Here is a 21,423-nt window from a genome sequence, read left to right as displayed (position 1 = left end):
GATCAAGCTCCTTTACGCCTTCCGTGCCGGCGCTTTGTGCACCAGAGTGTAGGCATAGTCCACCCCCATTCCATAGGCACCGCTGTGCTCGCGCACCAGATCCATAACGGCGTCGTAGGTCTCTTTACGCGCCCAGTCGCGCTGATATTCGAGCAACACCTGCTGCCAGGTTACCGGTACCGCGCCGGCCTGTACCATGCGGTCGATTGAGCGTTCGTGGGCGTCAACGCTGGTACCGCCAGAGGTATCGGTCACCACGTAAACCTCAAAACCTTCGTTCATCGCCATCAATGCAGGAAAAGTCAGACAAACTTCCGTCCACAGCGCCGAAATAATCAGTTTTTTCCGCCCTGTCGCCTTAACTGCTTCAACAAAACCTGCATCCTCCCATGAGTTCATGGAAGTTCGTTCAATCGGCTTTACATCAGGATGAACAGCTAAAAGCTCAGGCCAGATATAACCGCTGAAACTTTCCGTTTCTACCGAGGTATAGATGACCGGCACGTTAAAAACTTTACCCGCTTTTGCCAGTGCTACGGTGTTATTTTTAAGCTGCTGGCGATCGATATTCGCTACGCCGAAAGACATTTGTGGCTGATGGTCGATGAAAATCAACGTTGAATTTTTTGGGTCAAGCAGTTCGAATTTAGACATGTGTATATCCTCTCAGAGCGTATTGTTAAGTTAATTTGTTGTGAATATTTATAAGTTTTTTTGTTTCAACTGGCTACTGGGGATAACAATATGTCAGGGTGATTGAAGCGGATAGCGGAAAGAATTTGTCTAGTTGTTCAAAATTTTTTGACAGGTTTTGCAGCCTGAAAAAATTCATTTATTTCATATCACTAGGTCAGAGTTTTTCTGCGATATATTTAATTGATCGTGATATTTCCTTTCAACTTGATTAATTGAGCCGCACTTTTTATCGGGCGTACTTAATGTTCAATGCGCTATAATTTATTTAATATTTTTTAATAGATACGCAATCTCCTTTTCACATACTGAATATCCTGATGACCCATAATCTGCAATTCCCGCTTCAGCCTGTTTTTGACGGCCATAATGACCTTTTGCTGCGCCTTTGGTTGAACGATGCGCCAGACTCGGTGGCACTTTTTCTAGACGGCACGCTGGAAGAAAAACCTGATGGAACGCCGGACGGTCATCTGGACCTGCCTCGTATGCGTGCAGGCGGTTTTGCCGGGGGCCTTTTTGCGGTGTTTATCCCCCCCGCGTCTTACATGCCCAAGCTGAAACCGAATGCTGCTACACAGCCGCACGATCCGCTGGCGATAACTCATCAGCAAATCAGCCTGCTGCAGCGTATCGAGAATCAGTCTGCCGGGCGTGCAAAAATTTGTCGCACAGTGCGCGAGATTGAAAGTTGCATTGAGCAAGGCGTGTTGGCGATGGTGCTGCACATTGAGGGCGCAGAAGCGGTTGACGTTTCGCTGAGTAATCTGGATATGTTTTATCAGGCAGGGCTGCGCAGCCTGGGACCGCTGTGGAACTTACCGAATCAGTTTGGCGTAGGCGTGACCGGTGATTTTCCCGGCTCCCCCGACAGCGGCGATGGCCTCACGCTGGCCGGTCTTGGCCTGCTGCGCGCCTGCAATCGCAAAAAAATCCTCATTGACCTCTCGCACATGAATGAGAAAGCCTTCTGGCAGACGGCGCGTTTTAGCGATGCACCGCTCGTCGCTACTCACTCCAATGCTCATGCACTCTGCGCCCAACCGCGTAATTTGACCGATAAACAGCTGGCGGCGATTGCCGAAAGCGACGGCTTTGTTGGCGTGAACTTTGGCAACGCTTTCCTGCGTGCAGACGGTAAACGAGACGCCGACACGCCGCTGGAACGGATAGTGCAGCACATTGACTATTTGCTGGAAAAATTGGGCGAAGACCACGTCGGGCTGGGTTCTGATTTTGACGGCATCAGTGTCCCCGACGCGTTAGGCGATGTTACGGGTCTGCCATTACTGTTACAAACGATGAAACAGGCCGGTTACAGCGATGAGCTGATCGAGAAACTTGCCTATCGCAACTGGTTAAAAGTATTAAAGCAAACTTGGGGTGAATAACCTTAACAAGGGCTTACGGTGCGCATCGTGAGCCATCCCCCTACTCTTTGCGTGGTTGATATCACTTTAGCTTAGGAGGAACATCTGCCGCGCCAAATTTTGAATATTTGACAACGAGCACGTCATCTGCCGCAATAACTGTTGGCATGATGTTTTTTTAACCTGTAACACCACGAGGAGTCGACCATGACTACATGGACCAAACCTAAATTTGTTGATCTGCGTCTGGGCTTAGAAGTTACTCTGTACATCTCTAACCGCTAATCCCCCCTGCCCGCAGTTCGCTGTGGGCATTTTTTTCTTTCTACTCCTGGTCTACACATGCTGATTAACGTTCTTGGTTCCGCTGCTGGCGGTGGCTTCCCTCAGTGGAACTGCAACTGCAACAACTGTCAGGGCGTGCGCAATGGCACCATGAAAACCTCGGCACGTACGCAATCGTCGATTGCTATCAGTGACGACGGTATAGATTGGGTGCTGTGTAACGCCTCCCCCGACGTTTGCCATCAAATTGCCGCCACACCTGAGCTGAATAAACACGGTGTGCTGCGCGGTACGGCGATTGGTTCAATCATTCTTACGGATAGCCAGATTGATCACAGCGCAGGCCTGCTCAATTTGCGAGAAGGCTGTCCGCATCAGGTGTGGTGCACGCCAGAGGTTCATCAGGATTTGACCACCGGTTTCCCAATTTTCACCATGCTTTCTCATTGGAACGGTGGCCTGGTACATCACGCCATTGACCCCGACGAAGCGTTTACGACCACGGTCTGTCCGGCACTGAAATTTACCGCTATCCCGCTGCTGAGCAATGCGCCGCCGTATTCCGAATATCGCGGCAAACCGCTGCCAGGCCACAATATTGCCCTGTTTATTGAAGATACCCGTACCGGTAAGACGCTGATGTATGCGCCAGGTCTGGGTGAACCCGATGATGCGCTGATGGGCTGGCTTAAAAAAGCCGACTGCCTGCTGATCGACGGCACACTGTGGCGCGATAACGAGCTGGCCAATACCGGCGTCGGTCGCAATACCGGCAAGGATATGGGTCACCTGGCGCTGGCCGAGAAGCAGGGCCTGATGGAACTGCTCTCCACTCTGCCCGCCGAGCGTAAAATCCTTATTCATATCAATAACACCAACCCAATCCTCGACGAGTCCTCCGCTGAACGTGTGGCGCTTACCGCGCAAGGCGTTGAGGTCAGTTGGGATGGCATGCGTATTGCACTTTAGGTAACCGAAGATGAACGCTTTTAATTCCACGGCGGTGCTAATGTCGCCGCAAGAGTTTGAACAGGCACTGCGTGCGAAAGGTGCTTATTATCATATTCACCACCCTTATCATATCGCGATGCACAACGGCCAGGCCACGCGCGAACAGATTCAGGGATGGGTGGCGAACCGCTTCTATTATCAGACCAGTATTCCCATGAAAGACGCGGCAATTATGGCTAACTGTCCTGATGCCCAAACCCGCCGCAAATGGGTGCAGCGCATTCTTGACCACGATGGTCACAGCGACAGCGAAGGCGGAATTGAAGCCTGGTTGCAGCTCGGCGAGGCCGTAGGCCTTGACCGTGACGAGCTGCTTTCAGAAGAGAGGGTGCTGCCTGGCGTACGTTTCGCCGTTGACGCCTACGTCAGCTTCGCCCGCCGTGCGGTGTGGCAGGAAGCCGCCTGCAGCTCTCTGACCGAGCTGTTTGCGCCGCAGATCCATCAGTCGCGGCTCGACAGCTGGCCGAATCACTACCCGTGGATCCAGCAGGAAGGTTATCACTATTTCCGCAGCCGTCTGAGTCAGGCAAATCGCGACGTCGAGCACGGTTTGGCGCTGGCGCTGGCGTACTGTAATACGGTAGAAAAGCAGCAACGCATGCTCGAAATCCTGCAGTTCAAGCTCGACATTCTGTGGACCATGCTCGACTCAATGACCATGGCCTATGAGCTCAACCGTGCGCCTTACCACAGCGTAACGCAGCAGCCGGTATGGCATAAAGGAAAGCTTCTGTGATCGAAATTAACGTCAATCAGGTGCCAATGTTTCGTCGCGGTTTCCGCTTGCAGTGGGAGCCGACACAAGATTGCCACGTGATCCTTTACCCCGAAGGCATGGCAAAACTCAATGAAAGCGCCGCCATGATTTTGGAAAACGTCGACGGTAAACGCCTGCTTTCAGAAATCATTGACGGGCTGAATCAGCGTTTCCCAGAAGCGGGCGGCGTTGACGACGACGTGAAAGAGTTTTTTGCCCAAGCCTATGAACAAAAATGGATAATTTTCCGTGAACCTGCTTAAACCCCAGGTCAAACCGCCGCTCTGGTTGCTGGCGGAGTTGACTTATCGTTGTCCGTTGCAGTGTCCCTACTGCTCAAATCCGCTCGATTTTGCCAAGCAGGAGAAAGAGCTGACCACCGAACAATGGATTACGGTGTTTGAACAGGCGCGTGCGATGGGCGCGGTGCAAATTGGCTTCTCCGGCGGTGAACCGCTGGTGCGCAAGGACTTGCCCGAGCTTATCAAGGCGGCGCGTGATCTCGGTTTTTATACCAATCTGATCACTTCTGGCATTGGTTTGACCGAAAAGAAAATCGACGCCTTCGCCGAAGCCGGTCTGGATCATATTCAGATAAGCTTTCAGGCCAGTGACGAAACGCTCAACGCCGCGCTGGCCGGTTCTGCCAAGGCATTTCAGCAGAAACTGGATATGGCCAAAGCAGTGAAAGCCCACGGCTATCCTATGGTGCTTAACTTTGTGCTGCATCGCCATAATATTCATCAGATTGATAAAATCATCGAACTGAGCATTGAGCTGGAGGCCGACGACGTCGAGCTGGCGACCTGCCAGTTTTACGGCTGGGCGCAGCTGAACCGCGAAGGCCTGCTGCCAACTCGGCAACAAATCGCTGATGCCGAAGCGGTCGTGGCGGAGTATCGCGTCAAGATGGCCGACAAAGGCAATCTGGCCAACCTGCTGTTTGTGACGCCCGATTATTATGAGGAGCGTCCGAAGGGTTGCATGGGCGGTTGGGGTGCAATTTTCTTAAGCGTAACGCCGGAAGGTATGGCGCTGCCTTGCCACAGCGCGCGCCAGCTGCCGGTCGAGTTTCCGTCGGTGCTGGAACAATCCTTACAAGACATCTGGTACAACTCGTTTGGCTTTAATAAATATCGCGGCTTTGACTGGATGCCGGAGCCTTGTCGTTCCTGCTCGGAAAAAGAGAAAGATTTTGGCGGCTGCCGCTGTCAGGCCTTTATGCTGACCGGCAATGCCGATAACGCCGATCCGGTATGTTCCAAATCAGAGCATCACGGCATGATTTTAGAAGCGCGCGAGCAGGCCAACTGCACCAATATTCAGGTCAGCCAGCTACAGTTCCGCAACCGCAAAAACTCTCAGCAGCTGATTTTCAAAACGCCGGTGCCATGATGCAAAAAAGGCTGCAACTGGCGAACGGCCTGCGGGTCAATCTGACTCACAGCCCGCAGGCCTCACACGCGGCTGCCCTGTTTCATCTCTCGGCCGGCAGTCATCACGAACCCTCAGCGTGGCCGGGGCTGGCACACTTATTCGAACACGTGGTGTTTGCCGGCAGTCAACATTATCAGGGCTCGCAGCGCCTGATGAGCTGGGCGCAGGCCGAAGGCGCGAGGCTCAATGCCACCACGCTTCCAACGATGACCGCCTGGTTTTTTGATATCGCTGCGCCCAAGTTGGACGACGGTTTTGCCCGGCTGGTTGATATGCTGGCGCGACCGCTGCTTGCCGCAGATTCTATCGCGCAAGAAATGGCGGTAATCGACGCCGAGTTTAAGATGTTAAGCACCGATACCGACACGTTATGCGAGGCGGCGCTCGGTGCAGCGTTAATATCACCCACAGCATTAACCCGCTTTCACGTTGGAAATTTGGCGCATTTTGGCCAAGATATCGATTCGCTGCAGCAGGCGCTGAGCGATTATCACCAGCAGTATTTCCACAGCGGTAATCTGACCCTCTGGCTCTCGGGTCCACAGTCTGTAGAAGAACTCGCCGCACTGGCGACGCAGTACGCGACACTATTTCCAGCAGCACAAGAGAAACAATCGCCCCTCACTCAGCCGCTAACGCTGGGCCATGAACGTGATTTCTCGATGCAAAGCGGCGCGACGCCTCGCTTGCAGCTGTCCTTCACATTGCCAGAGACCCATCGCCCCGATGCCTCCTCGCTGACTTTATTGCGCCAGATTTTAACTGACGAGGCGCAAAACAGCCTGCTGGCAGCGCTGCGCACGCAGGGATGTTGCGACACTGTGCAGCTATCATTACCCTACTGCAGCGAAAATGGCTCGATTATCAGCATAGAGATGATGCTTAACGATGCGAGGCCTGAAACAGCGGCCCGCGCTGAGGCTCTCTTCCAGCATGGATTACGACATTTAAGAACGGTGTCGCCGCTGCAGCTGCACCATTATGCCAACCTTGCGGCTCAACCGTTTTCACAGCTGACGCCGGTCGATAAGTTACGTGCTACTGCCTTTGGTTTTCCACCGATTGAACAGAGCGATGCTGAACTGCTTGCCGGCTGGCAAAGCCTACTGGACCAACTTAAGACCGATAATCTGACGCGACTGTGGGTCACGCCAAACGTGAATAATTCAACACGATGTGTTCAAGGATTTGAGCTTGCGCTGGCCCCAATAACCTGGCCGGCTGTGAATGCCATAGACTTGCCCAAGCTGGCTTTTTATCCGCAAAACAGTGTGCCGGAACGACTATACTTTCCTGCCGAAAAAGTCGGCCTGCCTCAGATAAAAAGTGAGTATAGCGAGGGCGTGCTGATCCTCAGTCCAGCAGCGGCGACCCCCTTGACCCTGCGCAATGCCCATCAGATGCAGGCCAGCTTGCGCGCTATTGTCGGTGACTGTGCACATCGGGGAGGCAGCCTTTCCTTTGAGCGCTATCAGGGGCAGTGGCTGCTGCAGTTAAGCGGCACTGATGACGTGATACTCAGTACACTAAATGCGCTAATAGTGCAGCTTTTAACGATGCCGAAAACGCTGCAGGATCAAGGTGAAAGGCAGTATCTCCTTGCCGAGAAGGCCTTACAAAGCGATATCGCTATTCGCTGCTTGCTCAATCAGCTGCCAAGGCTGCTCAGCGGAGAGGCGACGGGTGAAAGTGAAGCCACGAACTTTAGCCGTCTTCATTGGAACGCGGCGCTTTACGGCGGAAGCTCAGGGCTTTTAGAAGGAATTGCTCATCTTTTGAGCCGTTTTCCGGGGCACATCAACGACGAAAAAGTCCAGGCGCGTGCGCCGCGTGCGGCCGAGGTCAAATCAATTTTCCCGACCGATAGCGAAGATGCCGCCGTTTTGCTGTTTTGTCCGCTGCCGGAGCAAACTGCCGTCTGCCTTGCCGCCTGGCGTATTCTGGCGTCATTTTTTGAACCGCGTTTTTTCCAGCGACTGCGGGTTGAACAAAACATGGGCTATGTCGTTACCTGCCGTTTTATGCAATCGGCGGGAGAAAGTGGAATCATGTTTGCAGTACAGTCTCCCAGTTATTCTGCTGAGCGGATTTATGCTGAAATACAGCAATTTATCGTCGATATGCAAGACATCATCCTCGAAACCTCTCCCACACTCTTCGCCGAAAAATGCTCAGCGCTAAGGCACAGTATTGAGGTCCCCGCTCAGGATAAACTTGAGCAGACTCGCGAACGTTGGTTAAGCGCACACGCCTATGCTCCCCTGCTCACCGCCGAGGCGATTTCAAGCCTTACACTGTCAACACTCCAGCACTTCCAACAGCAGTTGGTTCAGAAAACAGCACCGTGGTGGATATTGAACAATCAACCATTGTTGAAATAACGTTCAATAAAACTGACCGAACCCATCAAAAGTTTGGGATTGTTAAGTAACCAATATGCGCCGAGGATGTAATCTTTCACTCATCAACTGTCCAAAGTTGTGGAGGGTGACGTGGGATTACTGAGTCAATTCTTCGCAAGGTTATTGGGTAATGATTCGACACCTGAAACCCTGAAAGAAGAACCAAAAATGATTAAAGTTTTAGTACTTTACCATTCAATGTATGGTCACATCGAAACCATGGCGCAGAGTGTTGCAGAAGGTGCAAAACTGATAACACGGTAACCCCTCCCATCATCAAAAAGCCAGATTGCCTTAGCGTCCGACTTTTTAATTTTTCGCGCAGGTGTCATTATCAGGGAGAACTTCTTCTAGCACTTCTTCGGGAAAAACCTATGTCGTTAACGTCCCTTGCCTGTCTTGGCGATTTGCCCGCCGAAGAGTGGGATGCGTTGGTCCCTGCCGGACAGCCTTTTCTGCGTCACGCTTTTTTAACCGCACTGGAAGACAGCGGTTCGCTTGGCCCCGATTCGGGCTGGCAAAGTGAACACTTACTGTGGCAACAGGATGGCAAAACGCTGGCGGCCGTTCCCGGCTATCGCAAATCGAACTCCTCCGGCGAATACGTATTTGACCACGCCTGGGCCGATGCCTGTCACCGCGCCCGCATTCCCTATTACCCGAAATGGCTCGGTGCGGCACCGTTTAGCCCGGTTGGCGGAAGGCGTCTGCTCGGCGCGCCCGAAGTAGCACAGCAACTTCTCCGGGCGTTACCCGAGTATCTGCAGCAGCAAGGTCTCTCCAGTGCACACATCAACTTTACCGACCCGCGTGATAATCAGCTGGTTAGCGAGCAAAGCGAATGGCTGCATCGGCTGGGATGCCAGTATCACTGGCACAACCGCGGCTATCGCGATTTTCAGGATTTTCTCGACACGCTGACCTCGCGCAAACGCAAGCAGATGCGCAAAGAGCGCGAACAGGTGGTCGCGCAGGGCATTGAATTCCAATGGCTTGAAGGCGCGCAGATTACTGAGGCGCAGTGGGATTTTATCTATGCCTGTTATGCCAATACCTACGACGTTCGCGGTCGTTCACCTTACCTGACGCGTGACTTTTTCAGCCTGCTGGCCGAACGGATGCCCGAAACTGTTCAGGTGGTGATGGCCGAACAGCTGGGCCGTCCGGTGGCAATGGCGCTGAGTCTGGTCAGTGGCGACACCTTCTATGGCCGCTACTGGGGCTGCCTGGCCGAATTCGACCGGCTGCACTTTGAGACCTGTTTTTATCAGGGGATGGATTATGCAATTGCCAAAGGTCTTGCACGTTTTGACGCCGGTGCACAGGGCGAACATAAGCTAATTCGTGGATTTGAGCCAGTATTAACCGACTCATGGCATTATTTGCGTCATCCAGGTTTGCGCAGTGCGGTGGAAGATTTTTTGCAACAGGAGCGAGACGGCGTGCGCGCCTGGGCTATTGAAGCCCGCGACGCGCTGCCTTATCGGCAGGAACAGGCCTGAGATTTACTCAGTCCATACCCACAAAACCACCGGTCTGATGCTGCCACAGTCGGGCATACAGGCCTTTTTTGGCCAGCAGTTCGCCGTGACTGCCAATTTCAACAATTTGCCCTTGGTCGAGCACCACCAGCCGGTCCATTTTGGCGATGGTTGACAGTCGGTGCGCGATAGCAATGACCGTTTTGTGGGTCATCAGGGTTTCTAAACTCTCCTGAATCGCCGCTTCCACCTCTGAGTCTAATGCCGAGGTCGCTTCGTCCATAATCAGGATCGGCGCGTTTTTCAGCAGCACGCGCGCAATGGCGATACGCTGGCGCTGTCCGCCAGAGAGTTTCACCCCACGTTCGCCTACGTGCGCGTCCAGCCCCCTTCGCCCCTGCGGGTCTGAAAGCTCGGGAATAAACTCGTCGGCGCGCGCCTGACGGATAGCATTGACCAGCTCTTCGTCGCTGGCACCCGGCCGACCATAAAGCAGGTTATCGCGAATCGAGCGGTGCAGCAGCGAAGTGTCCTGCGTTATCATGCCGATTTGCGCGCGCAGACTCTCCTGCGTGACCTGAGAAATGTCCTGATCGTCAATCAAAATTCGGCCACCGTCGAGGTCATAAAGCCGGAGCAACAGGTTCACCATCGTTGACTTGCCGGCACCCGAAGGCCCAATCAGGCCAATCTTCTCACCGGGGCGAATCGTCAAATCCAACCCATTAATCACACTGCGGCTTTTTCCATAGTTGAAGTTAACATGGTCAAAACGAATCGTACCCTGACTGACTTTCAGCGCCGGTGCCTGAGGTTTGTCGGTCACGCTGACCGGCTGCGCGATAGTCTGCAGGCCGTCCTGCACCATGCCGATATTTTCAAAAATACCGTTGACCACCCACATGATCCAGCCCGACATACTGACGATACGAATAACCAGCCCTGTCGCCAAGGCAATAGCCCCGACGCTAATCAACGACTGCGTCCACAACCACAGTGCCAGTCCGGTAGTGCTCACAATCAGCACCCCGTTTAACACGGTGATAGTAAAATCCATGCTAGTCACCAGGCGACTCGCCAGCTGGGTTTTCTCGGTCTGCTCGGTAATCGCCTCGCGCGCATATTTTTGCTCGAGGTCGGTATGCGCAAAAAGTTTGAGGGTGGTGATGTTGGTATAACCATCAACAATGGTGCCCATCAGCTTGGAACGCGCCTCCGAAGAGACCACCGAACGTGCCTTCACCCGCGGCACGAAATACCACAGAGACAGGCTGTAGAGCACAATCCAGACGGTAAGCGGGATCATCAAATGCCAGTCGGCTTCGGCAAAAAGAAACAGCGCACTGGCCGCATAAATTACCACGTGCCAGATGGCATCGACTGCCTGCACCGCCGAATCTCGCAGTGAACTACCGGTTTGCATAATGCGTTGAGCAATGCGCCCGGCAAAATCATTCTGGAAAAAATTCACACTTTGGCGCAGCACATAGTTATGGTTCTGCCAACGGATCATGCTGGTCATGCCAGGGCTGATGCTTTGGTGCACCAACAGATCATGCAGGCAGATAAATATCGGTCGCATAATCAGTGCAACCGCCGCCATCCACAGCAGTTCTCCCGCGTGATCGCTAAAGAAGCTGGCGGAGGGCGTATCACGGGTCAGGTCGATAATGGTACTGAGATAGCTAAACAGCGACACTTCAATCAGTGAGCCAATCAGACCCACCACCAACAACGCGGTAAAGCTCGGCCACACCTGACGCAGATAGTAAAAGTAGAAAGGCCAGACTTTATCGGGCGTTGCCTCACTGGGAGGCGCTTTGAAAATATCAATCAACCGTTCAAATCGACGGTACAACATACGAGCCTCTCATATCCTGCTGTTATTCAAATATGGGCATCCGGAGCGGTCCTGCTCCAGTCCAAACAAGAAAAAACGTTAAGATACTCAGCTTAGTTGATTTTGATGAATAATTTCCGCCCAATTCATTCACAAAGTGCGATCACTTTTTGCGTAACGGGTAATTTTTCATAAACAGTGAAAGCAGGAAAGCCACCGCCATTACGCAGGCAGCAATCTGATAAACCTGGTGAATTGCCCCACCAAACGCCTCGAGATAGTCAGTACGTATCGCCTCCGGCAGCTGGTGAATACTTGCTGCACTCATCGCCCGTGGCAGTTGGGTGCCGTCCGGTATTGAAGCCATCAACCCGCTTTGCAAAGAATGAGTAAAAATCGCACCAAATACTGCAACGCCCACCGAACTGCCGATGGATCGGAACAGTGTGGTGCTGGACGTCGCTACGCCAACCTGCTGCGGCTCAACGCTGTTTTGCGCCGCCAGCACCAAAACCTGCATCACCAGCCCCAGACCGGCGCCGAGCAGCGCGATATAGGCATAGAGCATGTGCAACGGGGTGGCGTTTGTCAGCCTCATGCCGAGCAGCAGCATCGCCACCAGCGCCAAAAAGGTCCCGATAATCGGGAAGAGGCGGTATTTCCCGACTTTGCTGATAATCCGCCCACTGATTATTGAGGTCATCAGCAGACATCCCATCAACGGCAGCAGCTGCATACCCGCCTGCGACGGCGTCGACCCTTTTACCACCTGCAGATAAAGCGGCAGGAAAGTCACGGAACCCAGCAGCGCCATACCGATAATAAAACCTATCAGGCAGCTGAGTACAAAGGTCCGTTGGCGGAAAAGTGCGAGCGGGATAATCGGCTCAATCGCCAGCCGCTCCTCATAAATAAACCCGCCGAGGCAGACCAGGCCAAAAGCTAAAATGCACCACAGCTGACCCGAATCCCAGGCCATCACCGTGCCGCCTTCACTGGTAAACAAAATGATACAGGTCAGCGCGGCAGCCAGATAAATAGCGCCGAGATAGTCGATTTCACGTCTGATTTTAGCCACGTGCGGCTGGAATACCGCGCCAATAACCCCCAGCGCAAACAGGCCAAGCGGCAGGTTAATATAAAATATCCAGCGCCAGGAAAAATGCTGCACCAGAAAACCGCCAATCAGCGGCCCCACTACGGTTGCCAGGCCGAACACGCCGCCGAAGAGTCCCTGATAGCGACCGCGATCGGCAGGCGGAATGACGTCGGCCACCGCCGCCATGCTGATAACCATCAACCCGCCGCCGCCCAGACCCTGCAGCGCGCGCATCAGGATAAGCTCGGTCATATTTTGCGCCAGTCCACAAAGTGCAGAGCCGAGCAGAAACAGCACGATGGCGATCTGCAGCACCCTTTTACGGCCAAACAAATCGCCAAACTTGCCATAAAGTGGTACCACAATGGTGGAAGAAAGCATGTAGGCAGTGACCACCCACGAGAGTTTTTCCAGTCCGCCCAGCTCACCGACTATCGTGGGCAGCGCGGTAGAGACAATGGTTTGGTCAAGTGCGGCCAGCAGCATTACCAGCAGCAGTGCCGAAAACAGTAAGCGAATGGACGGCGCAGCGTGAGTAACCTGCTCTACACTTTCAGCGTTGAGTTGATTTTGGGTGGCCATAGAGGCTAACTTGCCTTGATATTAATTAACTAGGTAATTAATATATGAGTTTACTTCCCTTCCGGTCAATGGGTACGATGACATCATGAACAGTAAAGAATCTGAAAAAATCTTGCAGCAACAGGACCCATTGTCTGAAAAATCAGCGACTTTACCCCGTCGACCAGGGCGACCTAGAGGTGTAGCAAAAGGTGCGGAACGCCGCGCACTGCTGCTGGAAACTGCGCTGGAGATGTTTGCTCGCAAGGGAATTGCCGATACACCGCTGACCGCGATTGCCCGCGAAGCCGGTGTCACTCCTGCGATGCTTCATTACTATTTTAATACCCGCGAGCAACTGCTCGACGTACTGATTGAGGAGCGTTTTATGCCAATACGCGCCTCCTTCAGCAACCTGTTTCAGGACTCTTCCCACGATCCGGTTGCGGCAATTACCCAACTGGCCGAGCAGTTTATTGCCATCTCGGTCGAACACGCCTGGTTTGCCCCCCTGTGGGTGCGGGAAATTATGAGCGAAAGCGGCCTGCTTAAGCAGCGCATGGACCAGCGCTACGGTGACAACCGGCGTAACGAATCGCTGCGCTGCCTTGCCCGCTGGCAGGAGGAGGGAAAACTTAACGCCGATTTAAACCCTGATTTAATTATCTTCACACTGTTTGGACTGACTTTTTTCCCGATTGCCTCGTCGCGCGTGTCCAAGGGGGCGTCAGGTAAGCGGCCAGATACGACACATTTAGCCAAACACGTCGTGGCGCTGTTGCTTGGTGGACTTGGCCCGCAGCCCGCAAAAAAAGAGTAGCTGACCAAAAAGTGCGCTTGTCATCACTCTGGCACAAAGAGTGTGCTATAAAATGCGCTCTGCATGATAATGGCATTAACCACATGAAAAACAATAGTATTTACACGCCAGCCCGGCCCGTATCTGCCGAAACCCGCGTGCTGGGCTGGCGTGACTTATTTTCACTCTGGTTCTCTCTGGGAATGGGGCTGATGGTACTGCAGGCCGGTGCCATTTTGGCTCCCGGACTGGGGATGGCAGGATCACTGTTGGCGATTTTTACCGGCACGCTGGTTGGCGTAATACTGCTCGCTCTGGTTGGGGTGATTGGCGGACAAACGGGCCTGTCGTCGATGTCCTCACTCACGCTAAGTCTGGGAAAAAAAGGCATCGCCCTGCCCGCGCTGTTTAATATCTTGCAGCTAATCGGCTGGGGTGCCTTTGAGATTGTGGTCATGCGCGACGCCGCCAGTCTATTGGCCAAGCAGGCCTGGGGCGCACAAAGCTTCTGGGCTAATCCTACGCTGTGGACCCTGATTTTTGGTTTTGTCGCTACGCTGCTGGCGGTGTGCGGGCCGCTGGCGTTTATCCGCGTGGTGCTGCGTCGCTGGGGGATTTGGTTGCTGATAGGCAGTTGTATCTGGTTGACCGTGAATTTGTTCCAGCACGCGTCGCTGAGTACGCTGTGGCACAAGGCCGGGGACGGCAGCATGCCGTTTGCGCTGGCCTGCGACATTGTGGTGTCAATGGCGCTGTCCTGGTTGCCGCTGGTGTCTGACTACACGCGCTTTGGCAAATCCTCACGGCAGAACTTCCTGGGCACCGCCTGCGGGTTTTTCCTCGGCAGCCTGTGGATGATGGCGCTGGGTGCCGCCTACACGCTGGCATTTGTCAGCTCGGCAGACAGTAATGCATTATTGCTGGCACTCTCCGGCGTGGCGCTGGGTATTCCGCTGCTGCTTATTTTGGTTGATGAACACGAAAATACGTTTGCCGACATTCACTCGGCGGCGCTTTCTGGTGCTACGCTGCTTCCTAAAAGTATCAGCATCGGCAAGCTCAGTTGGGGAGTGGGCCTGATTTGTACACTGATTGCCTGGGGTATTCCGCTCGACAGATACGAGAACTTCCTGCTGCTGATAGGATCGGTTTTCGCTCCGTTGTTTGGGGTAGTGCTAATGCACTATTTCATTCTGCGCCATCGCCAGCCCGCTGAAAGCAATATGAACTGGCGAGCGCTGAGCGCCTGGGTTATCGGCATCGTGACCTATCATTTGATTGCACAATTTTACCCAAATCTTGGCGCAACGGTGCCCTCACTGCTGGTCGCCGCACTGTTTTGTCGCTTACTCAGTAAACGCCGAGCCTAGGACTCGGCCTTACTGAGCATTTGCAGCGCAACGGTCTGCGCATTGGCCACATGCAATCGCGCGGCCTTTTCTGCGCCGTCACCGTCGCGCGCCTTGATTGCCTGATACAAAGAGTCAATCTCTTGCAGGCTATGAGGCAGGCGGTCGGGGTGCATCAGCGAGGTGGCCCGCAGCAAATTGACCCGCGAATGCAGGCTGGTCAGCGCTTCTTTGACCAGCTCGTTGCCGCAGCGCTCAAGCATGATGCCGTAAAGCGCATTTTTGGCCTGCAACACACTGGCCTGATCCTGCGCCAGTCCAGCTTTACGCAGCGCCTGGGCGGCAGCGCCAAACTTAGCTATATCGGCATCGCTGGCGCACTGCGAAAACTCGCGTGCGACAAAGCCTTCCAGCAGGCCGCGCAGCGCATAGAGGTCCGTCGCCTCTTTCACCGAAATGGTGGCAACGATCGGACCTTTATGCGGAACAATATCCACCAGCTTTTCGGCTTCGAGCTTGCGCAAAGCTTCACGGATTGACGTGCGGCTCACACCCAGCGTTTCGCAAAGTTCGCGCTCAATCAACCTCTCTCCGGGGACAAATCGGCCGTTAATGATCGCTTGTCGTAACGCATTTTCTACCTGAAAACGCAGCGTTTCAGGCCGCACCAGGCCGATATCTGAAGACATGATTGTATTCCTGTCCGACAAATTTAAGTTACCCTCATCATAGCGGCCTGTCTGGTGAAAAGCGATGCCTATCTTTTAACCCTCACGACGCCTGGGAATGGGCCGCTGGCGTAAAGAGCGCAGCCTGCGCCTGCGCCAGCGCCTGTTCAACCAAGGGAGCCGCCACCGCCGCGCCGTGAATACCAATCACGCTGACAATCTCCAGCACCTCCATTATTTCCTCTTTAGTGGCACCATAATTAATGGCGTTGCGCATGTGTAGCTTAAGCCCCTGCTGATAAAGATGGGTCGCCGAGGCGTCGAAAGCGCAGTAAATCAGCTCTTTTATCTTGGGTGCCAACACGCCGGTACGCCAAGGTACCGATGAGAATTCTATATAGGCTTCAAACAGTTCGGGGTCCAGCTCCAGCAGCCCGTCCCAAGAGGCATGCCAATAGCCACGATTGTCGACAAATGCCTGTTTCAGCGTTTCCCGCCGGGCATCAAGCGGCTCGGGTCCGTGACGCAGCCCTTCTTCTTCCAGCACCTCAAGCAGCAGCGGCACGCCGATATTCGCGGCGTGAATGCCGAGCGTGCTGGTCAACTCCAGCACCTCAGTCAGCTCCTGCTGTGTGGCACCAAACGCCACCGCAGCGCGTAAATGCTGCGCAATACCGGGCAGATAAATGTGCGTCGAGGCCACGCTGGCACTCAGCGCCACAAACGCTTTCACCTTGTTTTCAAGATAATTTTTCTTCCACGGTACCGCAGAAAATTTAAGATACCCGGCGACAAAGTCAGCATCTTGACGTAGCAGGCTTTCCCACTGTGCGTCCCAGGTTTGATGTTGCTGAATAAATGCCGCCTTAACCTGTTGCTGCTGTTGAGTAAGATTCATGACGCATTCCCTCCTTTTATTGCCCGCTGATACACCTCCTCCGCGACTTCTTCCTGCCACACAGTCTTGCCAAGCGATGTCGCGGTATGCAGCATAAAACTGTCTTTACCGGCTCCGTGCCAGTGACGCTCGTCCGCCGGTATCCATACCGTGTCGCCCTGGCGTATGGCTTGGGGTGGCTCACCGTCGACGCAGACCCAACCGCTGCCCGACACCACCTGCAGGATTTGTCCCTGCTGATGGGTATGCCAGTAAGTGCGCCCGCCGGGGGCGAAAAATACGCTATTGATGGTCACGTCATCGGTGGTTGGCATCACCGGATCGCCCCAGACTTCTCCGCTAAAGGTGCTGCTGCGCTGCTCTGAAATCACCCCTTCAGCCCTGCCACGAAATACTTTCATTGCCCTTCTCCCATTTAGTTTGATTTATCATGCAGGCGAACACCGCCGGACACGTCGCCAATCGCGTCAACCACCCGATTGCTGATGACATCGCCGTAGCCGAGCGAGGTGGCCAGGCCAAAGCTCGCCAGTGGACCCGACGCATTGAGCGACACCACGCCCAGCTCGCGCACGCGGTCGACGTAAAGCGCCACGTCTTTGGTCATCAGCTTGCCCGTCAGGCCGCCTTCGAGGTAATCGCCGTCAACAATTTTGGGGAAACGATTCAGAGTGGCGAAGTTGACCCCGCTGCTGCTGTTAAGTACGTCGAGCAGGCGGTGCAGGTCCAGCCCGGCTTTTTTCCCAGCCACCATCACTTCGGCGGTGGCGGCGAGGCTCACGGCGTTGAGGAAATTGTTCAGCAGCTTGGTGGTGTGCCCGCTGCCGCTGCCGCCCATTGCAATGACCTTGGCAGCAATCGGCTTGAAAGCCCACTCTATGGCGTCTATCGCCTGCGCGTCACCGCCCACCATCAACGTTAAGGCCCCTTTTTCAGCCGCGGCGGCACCGCCCGAAATACCGGCGTCGATGTAGAAGACGCCTTTGGCGGCAAACAGGCCGTGCAGGCGAACGGTCGAGCTGGCAGCGGCGGTGCTGAGATCAATCACCGTTTGCCCGCGATGGCAGTGCGCCAGAATGCCATTTTCGCTCTCAACCACCGACTCCACCACCTTGCTGTCGGGCAGCGAGAGCATGACAACGTCGGCATAACCCATCACATCGGCCAACGACGCGGCAGCGCTGGCACCCGCGGCGGCGGCGCGTTCTGCCACGGGGTCAAAACCCAGCACGTTTATTCCGGCATCAACCAGGCAACGCGTCATGCGCCCGCCCATATTTCCCAAACCTATAAATCCAATACGCTCGGTATTCATCAGGGACTCTCCATAAATAGTTTAAAAATCGACGTCTTTGGTTTCTGGTCCCATATAGGCACCGAGGGTACCTATCACCGCGCCCAGCGCCAGCAGCACCACCGAAGTCAGTGCCAGCGGCATCAGCGCGCTGAGCCAATCCATATAAAACGCATAGAAAGAGGGAATAATGACCGACAGGCTAAAGCCCATGCCAAAGCCGGTGGCGCGCACATCAGTAACGAAACGCTCGTTGATGTAAGTCACGATCACGCCCCACGGTGAGGTCACCAGCACGGCCAATACGCCCACCAGCAGCATAATGGTGCCCAGCGACAGGCCGGGAACGGTGGTCAGCACATAGAGCAGCGCCGACCCCAGCACGGCAATCAGCGGACCGGCAATCAGGAAAAAGCGTCGGCGGCCAATTTTCTGGCCCAGCATGCCTGAGCCGATGTAGCTGAAAAACAGTACGCAGTAGGTGATAAGCAGTGTCGAGGTCATCTCAAAACCGCTGAGGTGCAGGGTATGCACCAGCAGGCCGGTCGGCAGATAGATGGTGATAATATTTTGCGTCAGCCAGAAACCACTCATCATCAGCAATACCTGCAGCAGGTTACGCCCACTTTTGCCACGCAGCAGATCGGTTAACGCCAGTTTTTCGCGCTTTTCACCGCCGGTTTCGCTTTCCCAAATTTCCGATTCCTTGACCTTAAATATATAATAAAGCGCTAAAAAGGCCGCCAGTACGCCGCCGATGATAAAGGGTATACGCCAGCCCCATTGCACATAGGGTGAATTCAGCCCATTAAGTGGAAACAGGAAGAACACCAGCATAGTGACCAGATTGATGCTGACGTAGGCGGCCGGGAATCCGCTGATAATCAAGCCACCGACGAATCCCCGCTGATGTTTTTTCGAGTATTCAATCGCCAGCGGCATCGCACCGGTGTAGCCCCCGCCGAGAAAAATCCCGTCGATAAAGCGCAGTAGCACCAGCAACACGTAAGCACCAATTCCGAGGGTCTGATAGCCCGGCAAGCAGGCTATCAGCAGCGTCACCACCCCAAAGCCGGAGACCGAATAAATAGACGCTTTGCGCCGCCCGATGCTGTCAGCCATGATGCCAAATAGCAGCGCACCCAGCGGTCTTCCGAGCAGTGTGGTGATAAACACCAGCGAGGCGAGAATGGTCTCAGTACCGCTTGATAGATTGGGCGGCTGGAAGTAAAACAGCACCGGCGAGAGAGCGACCACCGGCAGGTAAATATCAAACATATCGATGTATTCAGAAAAGAAAGCGCCTTTAATCGCACTCTTCCTTTTTACATCAATGGATTGCTCGCTTTCGGCGCGATGGGCGCCGACTTGTGCGGTCAGAGTTTCCATTTCAGTCTCCAGTCTCTTTATTGCCGCATCTCTTATGGATGCGTGTGTAGGGAACCGTCGGGCGTGAGCCAGACGGGCAGGCAATGCAGGTAAGACGTTTGCTGACGAGACTTATGCCCCCTCAGCTGACTGCCGGTGTTGGCTAAATAAAGTGCTTATGCCCGAAACATCACGCTTTGGCTTTCTCCTCCTCCCAGGCTTTGATAGCCTCACTTGCCACGCGAAATGCTGCCAAGGCCAGCGGCGCACCGCAGTAAACACCCGCCTGCATCAGCACTGCGCGGATCTCCTCTTTGCTGACGCCGTTGTTTAATGCTCCTCTGACGTGTACCGACAGCTCATGGTGCTGGCTCATCGCAGTGAGCATGGCAATATTGAGCATGCTGCGGGTTTTAAACGACAGCGTAGGATCGCCCCAAATGTCGCCCCAACAGTACTCGGTCACCAGCTTTTGCATCGGGCGATTAAACTCATCGGCGTTGGACCACGACTTCTCGACGTGAGCCGCGCCCAACACCTCTTTTCGGTTGGCAAAACCTTTCTCAAAGCTCGAATTATTTTCCATCATTGTTTCCTTTTAGCCGCACGTGATACATATTTATGTATGATTGTATGACAGTGAATTTAGGCAAATTTTTTTGCCCTCCCGCATCAGGCTTCCGGTAGACCAAAGCCGACCATCGATTTAATTTCCAGGTATTCACGCAGCCCGGCCTCTCCCCACTCGCGTCCGTTGCCCGAACGTTTATAACCGCCAAAGGGCGCATGAAAATCGGCGGGAGGATAGTTCACATGCACATTGCCGGCGCGAAGCTGACGTGCCACACCTTGGGCTCGCGCCTGCGAGGCAGACTGAACATAGGCGGCCAGACCATATTGAGTGCCGTTAGCAATCGCGATAGCCTCCGGCTCGGAGTCATAGGCGATAATCGATAGAACCGGGCCAAAAATCTCTTCCTGAGCGAGCGTCATTTCAGGCGTTACCGCGCTGAACACCGTTGGCTTGACGTAATAGCCGTGAGTGAATCCCTCAGGTCGGCCAACGCCGCCGGTCACCAGTTCAGCGCCTTCATCAATGCCCTGCTGAATCAGCTTTTGCACCCGCTCAAACTGGTTGCGGTTAACCAGAGGCCCGAGCTGCGTTGCCGGGTCGTCTGTCGGCCCCAAACGGTAGGTAAGCGCCGCCCGCTTGGCGATTTGCACGGCATCCTGTAACAGGCCGCGCGGCACCAGCAGGCGCGTAGGAATCGAACAAGATTGGCCGGAGTTGGTGAAACACGCCGCAACGGCGCGGGTCACGGCGTCCGGTAAATTAACGTCGTCGAGCAGAATATTGGCGGATTTACCGCCCAGTTCCTGCGCGACGCGTTTCACCGTTTCAGCGGCCGTTTTCGCCACTTCAATGCCTGCACGCGTTGAGCCGGTAAACGACACCATATCAATGTCGGGATGCGCGGCAAGGGCGGCACCCACGCGCGGGCCATCACCGTTGACCAGATTAAACACCCCCACAGGCACACCGGCTTCTTCCAGCACTTCGGCAAACAGCAGCGCCGTCAGCGGTGAATATTCGCTAGGTTTCAACACCATCGTGCAGCCCGCCGCCAGTGCAGGCGCAATTTTCACCACGATTTGGTTCACCGGCCAGTTCCACGGAGTGATTAATCCGCAGACGCCCACCGGCTCCAGACGCAGTCTTGTCGTGCCCTGCTGTTGCTCAAACTGAAAGGTTTTTAGCACCTCAATCATTGCCTTCAAATGCGCAGGTCCGCGCGCCGCCTGCCCCTGTCTTGAAAAGGTAATCGGTGAACCCATTTCAAGACGCATCGTTTCGGCAAACTCCTCATAGCGGCGCTCATAAACCGCGACAATGCGCTGCAGTAGAGCCAGCCGCTCGGCCGCGGTAGTCGCTGAAAACGACGGCAATGCGCGCCGTGCCGCAGCCACCGCCAGGTCAACGTCGGCGGCGTCGCCCATCGCAAGCCGCTCAAATTGGCGCTCGGTTGAAGGATCCGTCAGGTCAAACCAGGCGGGCGTAATGGGACTAACCCATTGACCATCAATATAAAACTGCGAGGCGTGAGTCATGA

At 54.4% G+C, this 21,423-nt stretch carries 20 protein-coding genes and 1 pseudogene; 11 read left to right on the top strand and 10 right to left on the bottom strand.

Annotated elements, in window-relative coordinates; translation table 11 throughout:
• Nucleotides 1–12 precede the first annotated feature (12 nt).
• Nucleotides 13–654, bottom strand: coding sequence for a hydrolase (locus GA565_RS01995; protein ID WP_152197161.1), 642 nt, complete (start codon nt 652–654; stop codon nt 13–15).
• Between the two features lie 359 nt (nt 655–1,013).
• On the opposite strand from GA565_RS01995, the gene GA565_RS01990 reads away from it, so the two are divergent.
• The 9 genes and pseudogenes from GA565_RS01990 to GA565_RS01950 all read left to right on the top strand — a co-directional run bounded on the left by GA565_RS01990 (nt 1,014) and on the right by GA565_RS01950 (nt 9,457).
• Complete coding sequence (locus GA565_RS01990) at nt 1,014–2,084, top strand: dipeptidase (protein ID WP_152197160.1); 1,071 nt, start codon at nt 1,014–1,016, stop codon at nt 2,082–2,084.
• A gap of 186 nt (nt 2,085–2,270) precedes the next feature.
• On the top strand, nt 2,271–2,348 hold the full coding sequence (gene pqqA / locus GA565_RS01985; protein WP_038328232.1) for a pyrroloquinoline quinone precursor peptide PqqA: 78 nt from the start codon (nt 2,271–2,273) through the stop codon (nt 2,346–2,348).
• A 57-nt stretch (nt 2,349–2,405) separates the two neighbouring features.
• Nucleotides 2,406–3,317, top strand: coding sequence for a pyrroloquinoline quinone biosynthesis protein PqqB (gene pqqB, locus GA565_RS01980; RefSeq protein WP_152197159.1), 912 nt, complete (start codon nt 2,406–2,408; stop codon nt 3,315–3,317).
• Between the two features lie 10 nt (nt 3,318–3,327).
• On the top strand, nt 3,328–4,095 hold the full coding sequence (gene pqqC / locus GA565_RS01975; protein WP_152197158.1) for a pyrroloquinoline-quinone synthase PqqC: 768 nt from the start codon (nt 3,328–3,330) through the stop codon (nt 4,093–4,095).
• Between the two features lie 26 nt (nt 4,096–4,121).
• A complete protein-coding gene (pqqD, locus tag GA565_RS01970) occupies nt 4,122–4,379 on the top strand; it encodes a pyrroloquinoline quinone biosynthesis peptide chaperone PqqD (protein WP_255474466.1) in 258 nt (85 codons plus the stop codon).
• The gene (pqqE, locus tag GA565_RS01965; protein WP_152197157.1) at nt 4,366–5,511 is read left to right on the top strand and encodes a pyrroloquinoline quinone biosynthesis protein PqqE; all 1,146 of its coding nucleotides are present in this window, start codon (nt 4,366–4,368) and stop codon (nt 5,509–5,511) included. Before pqqD ends, pqqE begins: the two co-directional genes overlap by 14 nt.
• A complete protein-coding gene (pqqF, locus tag GA565_RS01960) occupies nt 5,508–7,934 on the top strand; it encodes a pyrroloquinoline quinone biosynthesis protein PqqF (protein WP_226950893.1) in 2,427 nt (808 codons plus the stop codon). Before pqqE ends, pqqF begins: the two co-directional genes overlap by 4 nt.
• A gap of 189 nt (nt 7,935–8,123) precedes the next feature.
• A pseudogene (locus GA565_RS01955) lies at nt 8,124–8,210 on the top strand (NAD(P)H:quinone oxidoreductase); the annotation flags it as partial.
• A gap of 119 nt (nt 8,211–8,329) precedes the next feature.
• Complete coding sequence (locus GA565_RS01950) at nt 8,330–9,457, top strand: GNAT family N-acetyltransferase (protein ID WP_152197156.1); 1,128 nt, start codon at nt 8,330–8,332, stop codon at nt 9,455–9,457.
• Between the two features lie 7 nt (nt 9,458–9,464).
• Here GA565_RS01950 and GA565_RS01945 read toward each other — a convergent pair whose 3' ends face one another.
• On the bottom strand, nt 9,465–11,297 hold the full coding sequence (locus tag GA565_RS01945; RefSeq protein WP_152197155.1) for an ABC transporter ATP-binding protein: 1,833 nt from the start codon (nt 11,295–11,297) through the stop codon (nt 9,465–9,467).
• 142 nt (nt 11,298–11,439) lie between these two features.
• A complete protein-coding gene (locus tag GA565_RS01940) occupies nt 11,440–12,957 on the bottom strand; it encodes an MDR family MFS transporter (RefSeq protein WP_152197154.1) in 1,518 nt (505 codons plus the stop codon).
• Nucleotides 12,958–13,042: 85 nt separating this feature from the next.
• On the opposite strand from GA565_RS01940, the gene GA565_RS01935 reads away from it, so the two are divergent.
• Both GA565_RS01935 and cytX read left to right on the top strand, forming a co-directional pair.
• Nucleotides 13,043–13,756 (top strand): TetR/AcrR family transcriptional regulator, encoded by a 714-nt coding sequence (locus tag GA565_RS01935; protein ID WP_152197153.1) that lies wholly within the window; start codon nt 13,043–13,045, stop codon nt 13,754–13,756.
• Nucleotides 13,757–13,839: 83 nt separating this feature from the next.
• Nucleotides 13,840–15,105, top strand: a complete 1,266-nt coding sequence (gene cytX, locus GA565_RS01930; RefSeq protein WP_152197152.1) for a putative hydroxymethylpyrimidine transporter CytX — start codon at nt 13,840–13,842, stop codon at nt 15,103–15,105.
• Here the strand turns inward: cytX and GA565_RS01925 are convergent.
• The 7 genes from GA565_RS01925 to GA565_RS01895 all read right to left on the bottom strand — a co-directional run bounded on the left by GA565_RS01925 (nt 15,102) and on the right by GA565_RS01895 (nt 21,421).
• Entirely contained in the window at nt 15,102–15,773 is a 672-nt protein-coding gene (locus GA565_RS01925; protein WP_055775820.1) for a GntR family transcriptional regulator, read from the bottom strand. The genes cytX and GA565_RS01925 overlap by 4 nt on opposite strands.
• An 82-nt stretch (nt 15,774–15,855) precedes the next feature.
• The gene (locus GA565_RS01920; protein ID WP_152197151.1) at nt 15,856–16,650 is read right to left on the bottom strand and encodes a carboxymuconolactone decarboxylase family protein; all 795 of its coding nucleotides are present in this window, start codon (nt 16,648–16,650) and stop codon (nt 15,856–15,858) included.
• Nucleotides 16,647–17,051, bottom strand: a complete 405-nt coding sequence (locus tag GA565_RS01915) for a cupin domain-containing protein (RefSeq protein ID WP_152197150.1) — start codon at nt 17,049–17,051, stop codon at nt 16,647–16,649. The genes GA565_RS01920 and GA565_RS01915 overlap by 4 nt, the downstream gene beginning before the upstream one ends.
• A gap of 14 nt (nt 17,052–17,065) precedes the next feature.
• The gene (locus GA565_RS01910) at nt 17,066–17,965 is read right to left on the bottom strand and encodes an NAD(P)-dependent oxidoreductase (protein ID WP_152197149.1); all 900 of its coding nucleotides are present in this window, start codon (nt 17,963–17,965) and stop codon (nt 17,066–17,068) included.
• 21 nt (nt 17,966–17,986) lie between these two features.
• On the bottom strand, nt 17,987–19,333 hold the full coding sequence (locus GA565_RS01905; protein WP_152197148.1) for an MFS transporter: 1,347 nt from the start codon (nt 19,331–19,333) through the stop codon (nt 17,987–17,989).
• Nucleotides 19,334–19,502: 169 nt separating this feature from the next.
• A complete protein-coding gene (locus GA565_RS01900) occupies nt 19,503–19,898 on the bottom strand; it encodes a carboxymuconolactone decarboxylase family protein (protein WP_152201271.1) in 396 nt (131 codons plus the stop codon).
• Between the two features lie 86 nt (nt 19,899–19,984).
• Nucleotides 19,985–21,421, bottom strand: coding sequence for an aldehyde dehydrogenase family protein (locus tag GA565_RS01895; RefSeq protein WP_152197147.1), 1,437 nt, complete (start codon nt 21,419–21,421; stop codon nt 19,985–19,987).
• Between the last annotated feature and the right edge of the window lie 2 nt (nt 21,422–21,423).

It is taken from the genome of Rouxiella sp. S1S-2 (assembly GCF_009208105.1).
Classification (GTDB): domain Bacteria; phylum Pseudomonadota; class Gammaproteobacteria; order Enterobacterales; family Enterobacteriaceae; genus Rouxiella.
The sequence above is the reverse complement of the archived record's forward strand: the minus strand, read 5'-3'. Positions and strand labels throughout refer to the sequence as shown.

Excerpts from the sequence above, each read along its gene's own strand:
- GA565_RS01995 (WP_152197161.1), bottom strand. The coding sequence starts at position 654 with ATGTCTAAATTCGAACTGCTTGACCCAAAAAATTCAACGTTGATTTTC.
- GA565_RS01990 (WP_152197160.1), top strand. The coding sequence starts at position 1,014 with ATGACCCATAATCTGCAATTCCCGCTTCAGCCTGTTTTTGACGGCCAT.
- pqqA (WP_038328232.1), top strand. The coding sequence starts at position 2,271 with ATGACTACATGGACCAAACCTAAATTTGTTGATCTGCGTCTGGGCTTA.
- pqqB (WP_152197159.1), top strand. The coding sequence starts at position 2,406 with ATGCTGATTAACGTTCTTGGTTCCGCTGCTGGCGGTGGCTTCCCTCAG.
- pqqC (WP_152197158.1), top strand. The coding sequence starts at position 3,328 with ATGAACGCTTTTAATTCCACGGCGGTGCTAATGTCGCCGCAAGAGTTT.
- pqqD (WP_255474466.1), top strand. The coding sequence starts at position 4,122 with ATGTTTCGTCGCGGTTTCCGCTTGCAGTGGGAGCCGACACAAGATTGC.
- pqqF (WP_226950893.1), top strand. The coding sequence starts at position 5,508 with ATGATGCAAAAAAGGCTGCAACTGGCGAACGGCCTGCGGGTCAATCTG.
- GA565_RS01950 (WP_152197156.1), top strand. The coding sequence starts at position 8,330 with ATGTCGTTAACGTCCCTTGCCTGTCTTGGCGATTTGCCCGCCGAAGAG.
- GA565_RS01945 (WP_152197155.1), bottom strand. The coding sequence starts at position 11,297 with ATGTTGTACCGTCGATTTGAACGGTTGATTGATATTTTCAAAGCGCCT.
- GA565_RS01940 (WP_152197154.1), bottom strand. The coding sequence starts at position 12,957 with ATGGCCACCCAAAATCAACTCAACGCTGAAAGTGTAGAGCAGGTTACT.
- GA565_RS01935 (WP_152197153.1), top strand. The coding sequence starts at position 13,043 with ATGAACAGTAAAGAATCTGAAAAAATCTTGCAGCAACAGGACCCATTG.
- cytX (WP_152197152.1), top strand. The coding sequence starts at position 13,840 with ATGAAAAACAATAGTATTTACACGCCAGCCCGGCCCGTATCTGCCGAA.
- GA565_RS01925 (WP_055775820.1), bottom strand. The coding sequence starts at position 15,773 with ATGTCTTCAGATATCGGCCTGGTGCGGCCTGAAACGCTGCGTTTTCAG.
- GA565_RS01920 (WP_152197151.1), bottom strand. The coding sequence starts at position 16,650 with ATGAATCTTACTCAACAGCAGCAACAGGTTAAGGCGGCATTTATTCAG.
- GA565_RS01915 (WP_152197150.1), bottom strand. The coding sequence starts at position 17,051 with ATGAAAGTATTTCGTGGCAGGGCTGAAGGGGTGATTTCAGAGCAGCGC.
- GA565_RS01910 (WP_152197149.1), bottom strand. The coding sequence starts at position 17,965 with ATGAATACCGAGCGTATTGGATTTATAGGTTTGGGAAATATGGGCGGG.
- GA565_RS01905 (WP_152197148.1), bottom strand. The coding sequence starts at position 19,333 with ATGGAAACTCTGACCGCACAAGTCGGCGCCCATCGCGCCGAAAGCGAG.
- GA565_RS01900 (WP_152201271.1), bottom strand. The coding sequence starts at position 19,898 with ATGGAAAATAATTCGAGCTTTGAGAAAGGTTTTGCCAACCGAAAAGAG.
- GA565_RS01895 (WP_152197147.1), bottom strand. The coding sequence starts at position 21,421 with ATGACTCACGCCTCGCAGTTTTATATTGATGGTCAATGGGTTAGTCCC.